This is a genomic window from Amycolatopsis albidoflavus, assembly GCF_039525725.1.
Taxonomy (GTDB): domain Bacteria; phylum Actinomycetota; class Actinomycetes; order Mycobacteriales; family Pseudonocardiaceae; genus Amycolatopsis; species Amycolatopsis albidoflava.
Genome location: NZ_BAAAHV010000005.1, coordinates 632,341 through 647,073, shown reverse-complemented (window position 1 = coordinate 647,073; position 14,733 = coordinate 632,341). Strand labels below are relative to the sequence as shown.

The 14,733-nt window shown below is 70.5% G+C and carries 14 protein-coding genes; 5 read left to right on the top strand and 9 right to left on the bottom strand.

Translation table 11 applies throughout. The features are described 5' to 3' along the window. Positions 1-20: 20 nt before the first annotated feature. The 4 genes from ABD156_RS07500 to pknB form a co-directional block, all read right to left on the bottom strand. Complete coding sequence (locus ABD156_RS07500) at positions 21-704, bottom strand: hypothetical protein (protein ID WP_344268077.1); 684 nt, start codon at positions 702-704, stop codon at positions 21-23. Then, the gene (locus ABD156_RS07495; RefSeq protein WP_344268075.1) at positions 704-2,179 is read right to left on the bottom strand and encodes an SPFH domain-containing protein; all 1,476 of its coding nucleotides are present in this window, start codon (positions 2,177-2,179) and stop codon (positions 704-706) included. The genes ABD156_RS07500 and ABD156_RS07495 overlap by 1 nt, the downstream gene beginning before the upstream one ends. Before the next feature lie 66 nt (positions 2,180-2,245). Then, positions 2,246-2,455: a hypothetical protein gene (locus ABD156_RS07490; RefSeq protein WP_037809693.1), complete on the bottom strand. Its 210-nt coding sequence runs from the start codon at positions 2,453-2,455 to the stop codon at positions 2,246-2,248. Further along, the gene (pknB, locus tag ABD156_RS07485; RefSeq protein ID WP_344268073.1) at positions 2,452-4,482 is read right to left on the bottom strand and encodes a Stk1 family PASTA domain-containing Ser/Thr kinase; all 2,031 of its coding nucleotides are present in this window, start codon (positions 4,480-4,482) and stop codon (positions 2,452-2,454) included. The genes ABD156_RS07490 and pknB overlap by 4 nt, the downstream gene beginning before the upstream one ends. Before the next feature lie 92 nt (positions 4,483-4,574). Here pknB and ABD156_RS07480 point away from each other — a divergent pair, with 92 nt between their 5' ends. From ABD156_RS07480 to ABD156_RS07470, 3 genes are all read left to right on the top strand, one after another. Next, complete coding sequence (locus ABD156_RS07480; protein ID WP_344268071.1) at positions 4,575-4,943, top strand: Rv2175c family DNA-binding protein; 369 nt, start codon at positions 4,575-4,577, stop codon at positions 4,941-4,943. Between the two features lie 151 nt (positions 4,944-5,094). Beyond that, positions 5,095-7,263 (top strand): hypothetical protein, encoded by a 2,169-nt coding sequence (locus tag ABD156_RS07475; protein WP_344268069.1) that lies wholly within the window; start codon positions 5,095-5,097, stop codon positions 7,261-7,263. Then, entirely contained in the window at positions 7,260-8,375 is a 1,116-nt protein-coding gene (locus ABD156_RS07470; RefSeq protein ID WP_344268067.1) for a S53 family peptidase, read from the top strand. The genes ABD156_RS07475 and ABD156_RS07470 overlap by 4 nt, the downstream gene beginning before the upstream one ends. On the opposite strand, the gene ABD156_RS07465 is transcribed toward ABD156_RS07470, so the two are convergent. Continuing rightward, positions 8,353-9,504, bottom strand: coding sequence for an MFS transporter (locus ABD156_RS07465; RefSeq protein WP_344268065.1), 1,152 nt, complete (start codon positions 9,502-9,504; stop codon positions 8,353-8,355). The genes ABD156_RS07470 and ABD156_RS07465 overlap by 23 nt on opposite strands. Before the next feature lie 22 nt (positions 9,505-9,526). Between ABD156_RS07465 and ABD156_RS07460 the strand changes: the two genes are divergently transcribed. Both ABD156_RS07460 and ABD156_RS07455 read left to right on the top strand, forming a co-directional pair. Beyond that, positions 9,527-10,075, top strand: coding sequence for a CGNR zinc finger domain-containing protein (locus ABD156_RS07460; protein WP_344268063.1), 549 nt, complete (start codon positions 9,527-9,529; stop codon positions 10,073-10,075). Positions 10,076-10,080: 5 nt separating this feature from the next. Beyond that, positions 10,081-10,500 carry a pyridoxamine 5'-phosphate oxidase family protein gene (locus ABD156_RS07455; RefSeq protein ID WP_344268061.1) on the top strand — a complete coding sequence of 140 codons (420 nt, stop codon included), beginning with the start codon at positions 10,081-10,083 and terminating at the stop codon, positions 10,498-10,500. Here the strand turns inward: ABD156_RS07455 and ABD156_RS07450 are convergent. The 4 genes from ABD156_RS07450 to merB all read right to left on the bottom strand — a co-directional run bounded on the left by ABD156_RS07450 (position 10,481) and on the right by merB (position 14,677). Continuing rightward, positions 10,481-11,398 (bottom strand): phytoene/squalene synthase family protein, encoded by a 918-nt coding sequence (locus ABD156_RS07450; protein WP_344268059.1) that lies wholly within the window; start codon positions 11,396-11,398, stop codon positions 10,481-10,483. The genes ABD156_RS07455 and ABD156_RS07450 overlap by 20 nt on opposite strands. Then, on the bottom strand, positions 11,395-12,870 hold the full coding sequence (gene crtI / locus ABD156_RS07445) for a phytoene desaturase family protein (RefSeq protein WP_344268057.1): 1,476 nt from the start codon (positions 12,868-12,870) through the stop codon (positions 11,395-11,397). The genes ABD156_RS07450 and crtI overlap by 4 nt, the downstream gene beginning before the upstream one ends. Then, a complete protein-coding gene (locus ABD156_RS07440) occupies positions 12,870-13,961 on the bottom strand; it encodes a polyprenyl synthetase family protein (RefSeq protein WP_344268055.1) in 1,092 nt (363 codons plus the stop codon). The genes crtI and ABD156_RS07440 overlap by 1 nt, the downstream gene beginning before the upstream one ends. 71 nt (positions 13,962-14,032) lie before the next feature. Then, positions 14,033-14,677 carry an organomercurial lyase gene (gene merB / locus ABD156_RS07435; RefSeq protein WP_344268053.1) on the bottom strand — a complete coding sequence of 215 codons (645 nt, stop codon included), beginning with the start codon at positions 14,675-14,677 and terminating at the stop codon, positions 14,033-14,035. Positions 14,678-14,733 lie beyond the last annotated feature (56 nt).

Here is a 14,733-nt window from a genome sequence, read left to right as displayed (position 1 = left end):
GACGCTAATTCCCGCGGATTTCACTCGCCCGGGGCACGCCGCGGCTGCCGCTGCGGCAGGCCGGGTCCGGCGGAGTCGGTGACCTCGGCGGCGATCTGGCGCATCGCGACGCCGTTGCCCGGCCGCTTCGGCAGCCCCGGCCACAGTTCGCTCGCTTCGTGCGCCGCCGCGCGCAGCCGTCCGCCGTCGAGTTTGGTGTGCGTTTCCGCGATCTCGCGGTCGAGCCACTGCACGATCAGCTTCACCGGACCGGCGCTGGGCAGCGGCCACACGAAGACCGGGTGCTCGTAGTGGAACTCCGACCCGCTGCCGTCCTCGACGCGCAGCACCGGCTCGCGCGGCTCGCCCGCGCTGGGCACCGAAACGGTTTCGGAGCTGGCCCGGCCGCCGTCCGGGAACAGCACGCCGACCAGCAGCGAGTTGTAGTCCGGGATGCGCCGGTGGCCGATCAGCGGGGCGCCGTCCATGCGGTCGCGCGAATACACCGCGATCCGCAGCGTCATCGCCTCCGGCCACACCTCGACCGCGCGCAGCGCCACGATGGTGCGCTCGGACCGGCCCAGCGGTGTCGCCCAGGGCACCAGCGCCGGCACGATGTGGTCGGCGGGCGGGCCCGTCCACGGACGGCCCTCGTAGCCGAACAGCTCCTGCTCCCGGACCGGGAACAGGGGTCGCTCGCGAGGACCGTCCGTGAAGAAGCTCATCAGTCCTCGCGAGGGGCGAGGCCGCCGTCGGAACCGGACTGCTTGGTGCCCATGGCGTCCATCAGCTGGCGGGCCAGGCCGAGGCCCGTGCCGCCGAGGGAGAGCGCCTTGGTGAACATGTCCGACATCCCGTCCGCGCCGTTCAGGACCACCATGTGGTCGACATTGCTGAAGGCCTGCGCGCCGGCTTCGACGATCTCCGGCCAGCGCTCGGCCAGCTGTTGTGCTACCACAGCCTCCTGGTTCTCCGCCAGTGCGGCCGCGCGCGCCTTGATCGCCTCGGCCTCGGCGAGCCCCTTCGCTTTCGCCGCTTCGGCTTCGGCCAGACCCTTGGCTTTCGCCGCGTCCGCGTCCGCGAGACCCTTCGCCTTGGCCGCCGCCGCTTCGGCCTCACCGGTGGCCTTCGTCGCACTCGCGCTGGCTTCCGCACGGGCCTTCGTCGCCTGCGCTTCAGCGTCCGCCGCGGTCTTGACCCGCGTCGCGTCCGCGCCCGCCCGCAGCTCGGTTTCCTTCGCTTGTGCCTGCGCGCGGGCGATTTGCGCGTCGCGTTCCGCGTCCGCCGTGGTGCGCGTTTCGTACGCCTTCGCGTCGGCCGGTTTCCGGACCTGCGACTGCAGCCGCTGCTCGGACAGCGCCGCTTCCAGCTCGGCCGCCCTGGTCTCCTGGACCACGACCTCCTGGCGCGCGGTCGCCTCGGCCAGCGGGCCGGACTGGCTCGCCTTCGCCTTGGCCTGGTCCACCTCGGCCTGGTACCCGGCCTGCTGGATCTGGCTTTCCCGGATCGCGCCCGCCTTGCGCGCGGCGGAGACCTGCTCGGCCTCGGTGGCCTCCTGGTCGCGCTGCGCCTCGGCGATGCGCGCGGCGGCGGCGATCGCGGCCGCGTGCGGTTTGCCGAGGTTGACGATGTAACCGGACTCGTCGTCGATCTCCTGGATCTGCAGCGAGTCCACGATCAGCCCGAGCTTGATCATCTCGGTCGCCGACGACTGGCGGACCTCGCCGGTCAGCGCGTCGCGGTTGTGGATCATCTCCTCGATGGTCAGCCCGCCCACGATCGAGCGCAGATGCCCGGAGAACAGCTCGTGGATGGTGTCGTTCATGCCCTTCTGCTGGTCGAGGAACCGGCGGGCGGCGTTCGCGATCGAGGCGAAATCGTCGCCGACCTTGTAGATCACGACCGCGCGCACGGTGACCGGAAGACCCTGTTTCGTCACGCACGAGACCTGCAGGTTCACCCCTCGGGTGTCCAGCGACAGCCTGCGCGCGGTCTGGAAGCCCGGCAGCACGTTCACGCCGCGGCCGGTGATGATCTTGAACCCGAGGCTGTCGGCCGTTTCGGTGCGCTCGACCCGGACGCCCCAGCCGGAGATGATGAGCGCCTCGTTCGGCTCCGCCACCTTGTACAGGATCCGCAGGAGCCCGAACAGCAGGATCACGGCCACGACCGCGATCACCACGATGACCCAGATTTCCATAGCCCTCGCCGCACTTTCCGTATTCAGCTGGCACGGCGCTCAGACGCCGTCAGCACTGCGACGCGGTCAAGCGCGCAACGGTTGCCACCTTTCCACGTAGACCGTGCGCGGAGGCTCGAAATCGACCACCAGAACGGGTGTTCCGACGGCGAAGGTGGTGTCCGGCTCGGCCGGATAGGCGTAGAAGGCCTCGGTGCCGCCGCGGACGCTGAGCAGCACCTCGCCGATCAGCCCGGGCCCGACGGTGCCGGTGACCCGGCCGCGGCTGCCGATCATCCGCCGATCCCCCGGATCTTGACCTTGGTGCCCTTGGGCACGAACGAGCCGGGGGCCGGGTCCTGCTCCAGGACGAAGTTGAAGCCGCCGCCGCCGTGCCCGTGGCCGTTGCCGTCGCCGCCCTTGCGGTCGACGTCGAGCCCGGCCTGCTTGAGCAGGTCCGCGGCCTGGTCGAAGGTGCGGTACCGGACGTCCGGGACCTGCACCGCGTTCGAGACGTAGACCTTGACCTTCTTGGTCCCCGCCGAGCCCGCGCCGGGGTCGGTGCGGGTGACCGCGCCCGCGGGCACGCTCTGCGAGAACTCGTCGCCGCCGTCCTGCGGCTGGAATCCGGCCTGCTGGAGGATCTGGAACGCCTCGGCCTTGGACCGCCCGGTGACGTCCGGGACCGGCGGAAGCGGTTCCGGGCCCTTGGACAGCACCAGCGTCACCTGGCCGCCGATGTCCACCGGGGTGCCCGCCGCCGGGCTCACGCTCACGACGGTGCCCTGCGGCGCGGTGTCGTTGTACTCCGGCGTGCCCTGGACGACGGTGAGCTTCTGCTCCTGGATCGCCTTCGTCGCGGTGTCGAGCGCGGTGCCGACCTGGATGTTCGGCACCTTCGGCTTGCCCTTCGACACCACCACGGACACGGTCGCGTCCTGGTTGAGCGTGGTGCCCGGAGCCGGATCCACCTTGATCACCTTGTTGGCGTCGACGGTGTTGTCGAACTCCTGGCTGTAGCGCGGGTTCAGCTTCGCCGCGCGCAGCTGGTCGCCCGCCTCGGCCTGGGTCAGCCCGGCGAGCTTCGGCACGGTCGTGGTCGTGACCTTGGAATCGCTGAGGATGAACGCGAACGCGCCGATCAGCCCGCCGAGCACCAGCACCCCGGCGATCGCCAGCGCGATCAGCTTGCGCTTGTCGCGCGGCTTCCGCGGTTCGTCCGGAGCGGGGGCAGGCGGCCCGGCGTGCGGCGACGAACCGGCCGGGGGCGGCGCGGCGGGCACGGCGCGAGTCATGGCGCGGGTGCCGCGAGGCCCGGAGACCGGCATGGTCTGCTGGCCCAGCGGCACGTTCTGCTGGACCGCCGGGATGTTCGGGAGCGTGCGTTCGACGTCCGACACCCGGTCGCCGTCCGGCGGCGGGGGCACCGGCACCGCGACCGGCTGCAGCCCCAGCTCGGCGCGCGCGGCTTGCAGCTGCGCCAGGAACTCGCCGGCGTCGGCCGGGCGCTGCTCCGGGTCGCGGCGGGTGGCGCGCAGGATCAGGTCGTCGAGCACCGGCGGCAGGTCCGGGCGCAGTTCGCTCGGGCGGGGCACGTCGTCGTTCACGTGCCGGTAGGCGACCGAGATCGCGGTGTCGCCGGTGTAGGGCAGCCGGCCGGTGAGCATCTCGTACAGCAGGATGCCCGCCGAATAGACGTCGCTGCGGGCCGTGGTGTCGCCGGTGGCGACCTGTTCGGGGGCCAGGTAGCCGACGGTGCCGAGGATGACGCTCGAGCTCGTGGTGCCCGCGCTGGCGACCGCGCGGACCAGGCCGAAGTCGCCGACCTTCACCACGCCGCCCGCGAGCTGCCCGCTGCGGCCGATGAGCACGTTCTCGGGCTTGACGTCGCGGTGGACCAGCCCGGCGGCGTGCGCGGCGGCCAGCGCGGCCAGCACCGGCTCCGCGACGCTCAGCGCGAGCGAGACGTCCAGCTGGCCCTGCTCGTCCAGCAGGTCGCGCAGGGTGCCGCCGTTGACCAGCTCCATCACCAGGAAGGCGAGGCCGGTGTCCTGGCCGGCCGGGGTGTCGAAGCCCTGGTCGTGCACGGCGACCACGTTCGGGTGGTGCAGCTGGGCGGCCGAACGCGCTTCGCGCACGAACCGGTCGACGAACGACCGGTCGTCGGCGAAGCGCGGATCCATGATCTTGATCGCCACCGCCCGGTCGAGGCGGGTGTCGAGGCCCCGGTAGACGGCCGACATCCCGCCCCTGGCCAGCAGCTGGTCAACGCGGTACCGGCGTTCGAGCAGGGTGCCGACGAGGCTGGGCTGGGTGCGCGTCACGGTGGGCAATCGTACGGAAGGGCGCGCGCGGCGGGGCGGGTCACCCGTGCGTAGCAGTGGGCCGGACGGGGGAATGTGGCACAGTGTCACCTGTGAGTGGGATTCCTGTCGCCGACGACATCCTCGACACCGAGGTCGCGGTCAAGCCGTTGCCGGAGGTGGCGGCCGCGTTGGGGGTGTCGGCCAACAAGGTCCGCCAGATGCTGCGGGACGGCGAGCTGATCGCTGTCCGGCGCAAGGGCGAACTCTGCGTGCCCGCCGCCTTCTTCGTGAAGGACGGCATCGTCAAGGGGCTGGGCGGCACGATCACCGTGCTCGCCGACTCCGGGTTCAGCCGCACCGAGATGCTCCGCTGGCTCTTCACCGCCGACGACACGCTCCCGGGCAGCACGCCGATCAACGCACTGCGCACCAGCCACGGGACCGAGGTCAAGCGGCGCGCGCAGGCGATGGCGTTCTAGGCCCTTCCCGCATTGCTCCGGCAGGGCTGACAACAATCGCCCTTCCGGACAGAAACCGCGTTTTTCGTTGACGCGGTCAATTGGTCCAGTCCATCCTCGGAAACCGTCCTGAAAATCCTGCTCTGCCGCATGCTGGAGAGGAGCATCGGGCATGGGAGGACGGGTTTCCGGAAGACGTCGCACGGTCGTGTCGATCGCGCTGGTGCTGGGCAGTTTCGCGGTGGCGGCACCAGCCGCGGTGGCCGAGCCCTTCTCGGCGGCGGCACCGCAAGGGCGGGAAGTGGCTTTGCCGACGGGGGACCGGCTGACGGTTTTCCCGGGGCCGAACGGCGGCACGAATTACGCTTTTTCGTCGCCGCCGAGCACCACTTTTCAGTCGTATCAAACCGACGGCGGCGACCGTTACGTCATTCCGGGCGAGGCCGTTCCGTTTCTCGGACGGCTGGACAAATCGCTGTTCGACGTCACCGCGCTGGCTCGGATGCCGGCGGGGGCGACACCTGTGGAGATCACTTTCCCGGCAGGCGCGACCCCGGCGGTGTTGCCGGGGATCACGCTCGCTTCGTCCGCCGGGAACACTGCGACCGGCTACCTCGCTTCGCCCGCCGAATTCACCGCTGACCTGCACCGACGCCTCGCGGAGGACGCGGCCGCCGGACGCCCGGCGGGCAGCAGCGCGCTGCCCGCGACGATCCGGCTGGCCGGAGCGCCCCGCGAACAGCAGCCGCGGTACCCGATGAAGATCGTCGGACTCCGCCTCCTCGATCTGCAGGGCCGCTCGGTCAACGGCATCGTTTCGCTGATCAACACCGATTCCGCGGCCAAGCTGCTGCGGCACGTCGACGTCGACGGCGTCACCCGGATCGCGGTTCCCGAAGGGCATTACGCCGCCTCCGCGACCTTCTCCGACTTCGACAGCACCGGGAGCGTGATCGCCACGCGGACCTCGTGGGTCGAGGGGTTCGCCGTCGGCGATTCGCCGGAGGTGCGGACCCTCACCGTGGAGGAGAAGTACGCGACCGCCGAGGTCAAGGTGGCCCCGTCGAAGTCGACGACACAGGAACTGCTCACCACCAACTTCTTCCGCGAGGACGCGACCGGCCGGGGATTCGCCATCGGCATCTCGGGCAGCACGACCAAGCAGTACGTGCGGCCGGTGCCGAAGCCGGCTCAGGGCGTGCTGCATTACGTCGTGCAGTGGGCGGGCAAAGCGCCCAAGCCCGAGGACCGGTACCGCGTCGATCTTTCGTTCTCCAGCGAGGGCATTGGCGAGGACCAGTCGTTTTCCACAAAGGACAGTGAACTCGCGACGGTCCGGGACCGGATGTACGCCGATCCCGCCGACACCATGCCGGTCGCGATCGACAGCGGTCCGGTGGACCCGGTGATCCTGCGGCACGGCCTCGGCGCGAGCGGTTTCTTCATCCACGCCCCGGGCGTGCTGACTGACTACCTCGGCACCACGCACACGAGGCAATGGGTGCAGTACGAGCAAAAAGGCTCGTCGTACACGCTGATGACCGCCGATCCCCGCACCTATCGGCCGGGCAGCACCACGACCGTCGACTGGTCGCGCGGGCCCTTGACCGCCGGTCTCGGGCAGTGGCGGCGAGACCGGCTGTGCGAGGCGTGTTATTCCGGCGGCACGGTTTCGGTCGCCATCCCGGAATTGCGCGACAGCGAACCGGACCACACCGCGATCCCGTTGTTCTACGCGCCGCGGCTGCATTTCTCCTTGTACCGCAACGATCAGCAGATCTTCGACCAGGACGGTGCCTACGGCGCGTCGGTCGACGTGCCGAAGACGCCGGCGACCTTCCGCGGCGTGCTGGACGTCGACCGGACCGCGATACCCGGCGTCGGCCAGGCTGGAAAGCTGCGCACCGAACTGACCCTGCAATACGACCCGGCCGCGGCTGGTGCCGTACTTCCTCCGCCGCATCGTTGCCAGGCAAGCGATCCGACGCAGCCGTGCCGAATCCTCGGTGCGCTGACTGTCGATTACCGGCTCGATTCCGACCTCTCCACGACGTCGTCCTCACCGCTGCAGTTGCTCGAACTGCATGTCGGCCACGCCGCGTACAGCGGTTCCGGGTCGCATTCGCCGATCGCCTCGGCAACAGTTTCGATATCTGCCGACAACGGCGCCACCTGGCAGCCCGCGCAGGTTTTCGGACTGTTCGGCGAATACGTCGCGATGTGGCGGAATCCGCCAGCCGGGACGTCGCCGTCGCTGAAGGTGACCGCGCGGGATCTGGCGGGCAACGCGATCACGCAGACGATCAGCAATGCCTACACCGTCGGGAAGGCCGAGCGATGAAACGCATCCTGGCTGTGCTGCTTCTCCTCGGCGCGCTCATCCCGTCCGTCGCGTCCGCCTCCCCGCGAGACATCTGCGGTCCCGCCGCTCCCGGATTCGCCCGGTGTTACGCCAAACTGGACAGTCGCGCTGCCTTGCGCGCCACCGGATACAGCCCCGCTGACCTGCGTTCGGCCTACCGCCTGCCCGACACCGGCGGCGCGGGAGAAACGATCGCCATCGTCGACGCTGGCGACGCCCCGACGGCCGAAGCAGACCTGGCGGTATATCGACAAACCTACGGCCTCCCGGCGTGCACCACCGCGAACGGCTGCTTCCGCAAAGTCAACCAGCACGGCGAGGCTGCTCCGCTCCCGCCGCGGCAGGGCGACTGGCCAGTGGAGGCCGCGCTGGACCTGGACATGGCCTCCGCCGCCTGCGCCCAGTGCAAAATCCTGCTGGTAGAAGGAGACGACGCGTCCTTCGAAGCGCTCGGCACCGCGGTGGACACGGCCGTGAAACTCGGCGCGACGATTGTGTCGAACAGCTACGGCGCACCGGAAAGCCATTGGTCCGGCGATTTCGCCGCGCATTACCGGCATCCCGGCGTGGCGATTGTCGCGTCGAGCGGAGACGGCGGATTCGCGGCGCCGAGCGCGCCCGCGGTGTACTCAAGCGTCGTCGCGGTCGGCGGCACCTCACTGTCCAAAGCGGACAATGCGCGCGGCTGGACCGAATCGGTGTGGAAGGGCGCGTCGAGCGGATGTTCGGCCTGGGTCCCGAAACCCGCGTGGCAGAAGGACCCGAACTGCCCCGGCCGAACCGTCGCCGATGTCGCCGCGGTAGCCGATCCCGCCACCGGACCCGCCGTGTACGAGACCACAGTCCTCCACGGCTGGACGGTAGTCGGCGGCACCAGCGCTTCTGCCCCGTTCATCGCCGGAGTCATTGCTTTGGCCGGACACCATGATCAGTATCCGGACGCCTCGCGGCTGTACGCGGGGAAACTCTACGACGTCGTCGGCGGAGACAATGTCGTATTCGAGGAATGCGGCGACTATCTCTGCACCGGCGTCCCGGGATACGACGGCCCGACCGGTAATGGAACCCCTAACGGACTAGCTGCTTTCTGACCGTCCACAACGGATGCGCGACCGCCGCGACCACCTGCGTCCCCGCCGCCGCAACCAGCCCGACGGTGGGGGAGCAGGCGGCTAACGGCCCGGCAACGGCGTTTCCGAGCGCTATCCCGGCGATCTTGATGCTGGCCGCCGTGGTGAACACCTGAGCCCGCAGTTCCGGCGGCGCTTCCCGATGTCGAACCGCGAACAACGACGCCAGTTGCGGCCCTTCGCCGATTCCCGTGAGCGCCACCGCAAGCACCAATAGCGGCGCGTTCGGTGCCACCGCCGCCCCCGCTAAACCAAGTCCAATGGCGACAGTGCTCAACTGCACCGCGCGATCCGGCGAGTACGACCGTCGCGAGAGAACCGCGTTCGCCAGCAACGAGGCGACCGACAAGCCGACGAGCAACAACGTCCCGTATCCCGCGCTGCCAAGCCGCTGCTCGCCGATCAATGGATAACAGACGAACGCCATCCCGACCCCGACGCACGACAACGTCGAGGTCGCAGTCGACTGTCGCAACGCAGGATTGCGGACCAGAACCGTTGCCGCTTCAAAGAATTTCGGCCGCTGCCCTTCACTGTTGCGGGGGAGCCGCCACGCGAACGGCACCGCGATCAACGTCAGCACTCCGGCCACGACCATCGCAACCGGAGCCCCCGCAGCTGTAGCGAGCACTCCCGCGAGCCCCGGTCCGATGAGTGCCGCCGCAGTGAACGTCATCGCGTCGAGGGTGCTCGCCCTGCCGAGTTTCGGCGCGGGTACCAACGCGGGGACCTGTGCCGTCCACCCGCCTCCGATCGCCGGCGCCAGCAACCCGGTCACCACGGCAATCCCCACCATCAGCGCAAACGGCACCGCCCCGAACAGCGCGGTGATCGCAGCCAACCCCGCCGCGTACCCGATCAGCCCCACCGCGAGGATCCGGCCCGGCGCGCGTGACCGGTCCAGGAGCGCACCCAGCACCGGCCCGCCCACCGCCGCCGCGACAGTGAGCCCGGCCAGCAGTGTCGACCCCGCGACCGCCCCCGAGGCACCCACGCCGAGCAGCAGCACCGCCGGACCGGACAACTCGTCACCAGTGCGCGCAGCCGTCGCCCCAATGAGATACGCCGTGAACCTGTAACGGCTTGTCACCGATGAGATGTTACAGTGGCGCATGCCTGGAACGCAGCCGGATTTCGCGGGCCGCTCCGCTCGGGACGCTGTCCGCCGTGCCGTAGCGCTGCTCGATGTGCTGCTGACGGCGGACCCGTCGCCGGATTCGGTCGCCGCAGTACTGGTCGAGCACGGCGAGCCGCGGCCTCAGTTGTCCGCGCGCGAGGTCGCTGAGTTACGCGCCGCCGCGCTGGAACTGCGGGAGGTCTTCGCCGCCCCGGACGCCGCTTCGGCCGCCGAGGTGCTGAACGCCCTGTTCGCCGCCTACGCCGGACCTCCGCGCCTGACCGCGCACGACGACGACTTCGGCTGGCACCTGCACGTCGACTCGTCCGACGACGGCCCGTGGGGAGCCTGGCTGATCACGTCCTCGGCGCTGGCCCTGGCCACTCTGCTGGCCGACCGCCAAAGCGTCCCCGGCGGCCTGTGCGCGTCGCCGTCGTGCGGAAAACCCTTCGCGCACCTAGGCGGTGGAAGCCCACGTCGCTACTGCTCTTCGCGTTGCGCCACAAGGGAACGCGTCGCCGCCCACCGCGCCCGGCTAACCTGATCACCATGGAAACCCTTTCCTTGGCGGCATTCACCAGCTTTGTCCGCGCCAACCCGCTAGGCGTCGTCGCCACCACCGCCGCAAACGGCCATCCTGAAGCAGCGCTGGTCAGCTTCGCCGTCACCGAGGACGGGTCGCTGCTGTTCAACGCCAACCTCAGCACCCGCAAGGTCGCCAACCTCCGCGCCAACCCGCGCGCGGCCGCGGTGATCGGCTGTACCGGGTCGATTTCGGTGCAGGCGGAGGGCCCGGCAGTCATCGAATCCGGCGCTGCCCGCCGCGAGGCCGGCCAGATCTATCTGGACCAGTTCCCTGGCTCCCGCGCGCTTGACGAGGCCTTCGCCCTCATCCGGCTGACTCCGGATTGGCTGCGCTCCTACGACGCCAGCGCCGAACCGGCCCGCGTTATCGAGACCTGGAAGTAACCGCCCGCCGTACCAACGCAGGCACCGCGACCGCAACCCGCCGCCCGTTGCCGACGACCGCGCGGCGGTTCAGCACGGCGTAGTCCATCGCCTCGATCTCGTCCAGAATGCCCTCGTACAACGTGATAGCCGTCCGCACGCAAGGCCGAGATTCCGGCCGCAGCAACGGAATCCCCGCCTCAGCCCGCCGATACACCGCCCGAGTCCGCGAAACCGCCACCGCAAGCGCCGCCCGCACCCGAGGATCCAGCCGCCCGCTCCGCCGAGCGTCCAGCAACCTCGCCCGATCCACCCCGAACGCCGCCAGCTCCTCCGTCGGCAAATACAACCGCCCACGGTCGAGATCCTCGCCGACATCGCGCAGGAAATTGGTCAGCTGAAACGCTTCCCCCAACGCCGCCGCGCTAGGCGAAGCCTCCTCCAGCGGCACAACAGTCCCGAACACCGGCAGCATCTGCAGCCCGATCACACAAGCCGAACCGTAGATGTACTCGCCAAGATCGGCGTAAGTCGCGTACTCGGAAACCGTCAAATCCATCCGCATGGAACGCAGAAACGCATCCACCAAAGCACGCCGGATTTCGTAGCGGGACACCGTATCCGCGAGCGCTGCCAGCACCGGGTCGGCCGGGACGCTCCCGTCGTAAACCTCGTCGACGAGCCCGGCGACCTTGTCCAGCGCGACCGCCGGATCGGTGCCGGGCTCGGGGTTGTCGACCAGTTCGTCGGCCATCCGCGCGAAGCCGTACAGCGCGTGCGCGGCCGGCCGAGCCCGCGCCGGAAGCAGCCGCGTGGCAAGGAAAAACGTGCGGCCGTGGTAGGCGTTGATGCGCCGGCATTCCGCATAAGCAGCACGCAGCGCGGGTTCGGCGATGCCGGCCGCGTCGAGTTCGCTCACCGGCCGGTGATCCTTTCCGCGGCGAGCCGTCCGGAGATCAGCACGGGCGGAATGCCGACGCCGGGCGTCGTTCCGCATCCGGCGAGCACCACGTTTTCCGCCGCCCGCACCAGGTTCGCGGGCCGGAACGGGCCGGTCTGGCTGAAGGTGTGCGCGAGCGAGAACGGCGTCCCGGCAGCCAACCCGCGCGCCGCCCAGTCGGCCGGAGTCAGCTGTTCGTCCACAATAAACTCTTCGCGGAACCCGGTGAGCCCGCGCGATTCCAGCGTACGCAGCAATTCTTCGCGATAAGCCGGGCCGACGCGCGCCCAGTCGATCGGGCCGGTGTTCAGGTTCGGGGCCGGAGCGAGCACGGAGACGATCTCGCCGCCGTCCCCGGCGAGCGACGGCTCTGTCGCGGTCGGGCGTGTGACCAGCAGCGACGGATCGCTCATCAGCTTGCCCTCGCGGACAATCTCGGCGAAGGTCCGTTCCCACGCCTGGCCGAAGAAGATCGTGTGGTGGTCCAGTTCCGGCCACGAACGGTCCGCGTGCCCGTGCAGCACGAAGGCCGACGGCGAGTACTTCAACGGCAGCACACGCCGCGGACGCGCGCCGATCAGCCGGTACGCCGCCGAAAGCTCTGTCGCGAGCACTACGGCGTCACACTCAATACGCTCGCCCGAACGCGTGCGTACAGCGCGTACGCGCGACGACACCCGCTCAAGCCACGCAGCTTCCGTACCAAACCGCAGCTCGGCTCCAGCGCGCGTCGCAGCGTCGGACATCGCGCGGGCGATCGCGCCCATGCCACCGCGCGGGTAGAAGACGCCGCCGACAGTGTCCATGTACGCGATGACGCCGTACGCGCCGAGCGCACGCGTCGGGTCGAGACCTGCGTACAGCGCCTGAAAGGAGAAGAGCCGCCGTACGCGCTCGTCGCGTAAGAAGCTGGCGACGCGCGGCCCTAACCGGCCGAAGCCGCCCAGCGCGGCGAGCTTCACCAGTTCCGGACGGACAAGGTCCAGCGGCGAATCGAAGTTCGCGCCGATGAAGTGGTCCTTCTGTGCCGCGTACAGCTCGGTGAGCCACCGCCGCAGCCGCCGGTAGCCGTCCGCCTCGGCCGGACCGGCGAACGACCGGATCTCGGCTTCCATCGCGTCGCCGTCGGTGTGCACCGCGAGCGAGCTGCCGTCGGCGAAGCGAGCCCGGTACGCCGGATCGAGCCTGGTCAGCGGCACGGTGTCGGCCAGCGATTCGCCGACCGCGTGCAGCGCTTCGTCCACCAGCTCCGGCATGGTCAGCACGCTGGCCCCGGTGTCGACCGCGTTCGCGCCGAAGTCCTGCTGCCCGGCCCGTCCGCCGGGCGTCTTCTGCTGCTCCAGCAGCGTCACCCGGCGTCCCGCCCCGAGCAGGTGCAGCGTCGCCGAGAGCCCGGCCAGCCCCGCGCCGACGACCACCACGTGGTCGGCGTGCCCGTTCACCGTCCGCATCAGAAGTTCCGCTGGGTAGCCAGCCGGATCAGCCCGGCGAGCGCCGACGGGGCGGGCTCGGCCAGGTGCGCGCGTTCCAGCGCGGCGTTCGCGGAGGCGGTCAGCTCGTCGATCTGGCGTTCCACCGCGGCGACCGCGCCGACCGAGGTCAGCGCCTCGCGGACCTGGTCCACGGTGCCGTTGGTCAGATCCGCGGCCCCGATCGCGTCGGCGATGACCTTGGCCGCGGCGTGGTCGCCCTTCTCCGCGGCCAGCTGCAGGCCCAGCGCCACGAGCAGGGTGCGCTTGCCCTCGCGCAGGTCGTCGCCGGCGGGCTTCCCGGTCACCGACGGGTCGCCGAACACGCCGAGCAGGTCGTCGCGCAGCTGGAAGGCCACGCCCACGTCGCCGCCGAACTCCAGCAGCGTGGCGATCAGCCGCTCGTCCGCCCCGGCGAGCGAGGCACCGAGGTGCAGCGGGCGCTGGACGGTGTACGCGGCGGTCTTGAGCCGGTCGATCCGCAGCGCGGCCTCGGGCGAAGCGTCGCCCACCGCCTGCGTGCGGACGTCGAGGTACTGCCCGGCGAGGACCTCGGTGCGCATCGCGCGCCAAGCCGGCCGAGCCGCCGCGATCGTGGCCGCGGGCAGCGGGGCCTCGGCGAACATGTCGTCGGCCCAGGCCAGCGCCAGATCGCCCACCAGCACCGCGCTGGCCAGCCCGAACACCGAAGGCGAACCGAGCCAGCCGCGGTCGGCGTGCAGTTTCTCGGCGGCCACGTGCACGGTCGGCCTGCCGCGGCGCGAGTCAGAGGAGTCGATGAGGTCGTCGTGGATCAGCGCGCACGCCTGGATCAGCTCCAGGCTCGCCACCGCCTGCAGCGCGCCCTCAGCGAGCGGACCGGAGGCCGCGCCACCCGCGCCGCGCCAGCCCCACCAGGCGAACGTCGGGCGGATCCGCTTGCCGCCGCCCAGCACGAAACCGGACAGCGCCTCGATCCCGGCCACGACGCTCGGCTCGGTGCGCAGGATCTCGGTCCCCGCCCGGCCGAGGAAATCGGCCAGCGCACGCTCCACGTGCAGGGGGAGATCGGCGTCGAATCCGGGCGCGTCCATGCCTTCATCCTCCGCGACGAGGGCGGCCGGGGTCACGCCGGGCGCCCCCGGATGTGGCGCACCAGACGCGCTCAGCCGCTCCGGAACGCGTCAGGACGCCCGCTCGCCGCGAAGTACTCCGCCGCCTCTATCGGTCCGCGCGGCCGGTAGCCGGGTTCGAGGCAGCCCGCGTACCAGTCCTTCGCGAGATGCCACAGCGCGTCGAGCCCGAGCACCTCGCCCGGACTGTCCACACAGGACTCGGCGCAGTACAGCCGCTGCTTCCCGCGATCGCCCGCCAGCTGGTCGGGCGAGGCCGGGAAGTACGCGACCTGCGCGCCCTCAGGCGGCCGGTCCCGCCGCACGACCAGCGCGGACGGCTCGCCGCAGCCCGGACAGCGCGTCGCCACCAGCACCTCGGGCTCGCCGGAGACGAGGTGCGGGATCGCGAACGAATCCCAGGCGCACCCGCCCCACCACATGGTGTGCTCGCCCATCACCGCGAACCCGAGCGGGACCGCCGCGAACGGCGCGGCCAGCGCCACGTGCTCGCATTCGTCGAGCCACAGCCATCTCGGGTCGGCCATCCGGTGCAGCGCCTGTTTCGCCACCGCGAGCGACCCGTGCGCGGCGTCGGCCAGTTCGGGCGCGGTGGGCGGGCGGCCGCGGGAAGCGAACGCGCGGTAGACGGCCACGCGCACGTCTTCGTCCCAGGCCAGATCGTCTTCACTGCTCATGGGCTCGCCTCCCCGGAGGGTTCGCCCCTGACGGTACGCCGCGTGGCCAAGCCCAC

Excerpts from the sequence above, each read along its gene's own strand:
- ABD156_RS07470 (WP_344268067.1), top strand. The coding sequence starts at position 7,260 with ATGAAACGCATCCTGGCTGTGCTGCTTCTCCTCGGCGCGCTCATCCCG.
- ABD156_RS07455 (WP_344268061.1), top strand. The coding sequence starts at position 10,081 with ATGGAAACCCTTTCCTTGGCGGCATTCACCAGCTTTGTCCGCGCCAAC.
- ABD156_RS07460 (WP_344268063.1), top strand. The coding sequence starts at position 9,527 with ATGCCTGGAACGCAGCCGGATTTCGCGGGCCGCTCCGCTCGGGACGCT.
- ABD156_RS07490 (WP_037809693.1), bottom strand. The coding sequence starts at position 2,455 with ATGATCGGCAGCCGCGGCCGGGTCACCGGCACCGTCGGGCCCGGGCTG.
- ABD156_RS07475 (WP_344268069.1), top strand. The coding sequence starts at position 5,095 with ATGGGAGGACGGGTTTCCGGAAGACGTCGCACGGTCGTGTCGATCGCG.
- merB (WP_344268053.1), bottom strand. The coding sequence starts at position 14,677 with ATGAGCAGTGAAGACGATCTGGCCTGGGACGAAGACGTGCGCGTGGCC.
- ABD156_RS07495 (WP_344268075.1), bottom strand. The coding sequence starts at position 2,179 with ATGGAAATCTGGGTCATCGTGGTGATCGCGGTCGTGGCCGTGATCCTG.
- ABD156_RS07440 (WP_344268055.1), bottom strand. The coding sequence starts at position 13,961 with ATGGACGCGCCCGGATTCGACGCCGATCTCCCCCTGCACGTGGAGCGT.
- ABD156_RS07500 (WP_344268077.1), bottom strand. The coding sequence starts at position 704 with ATGAGCTTCTTCACGGACGGTCCTCGCGAGCGACCCCTGTTCCCGGTC.
- crtI (WP_344268057.1), bottom strand. The coding sequence starts at position 12,870 with ATGCGGACGGTGAACGGGCACGCCGACCACGTGGTGGTCGTCGGCGCG.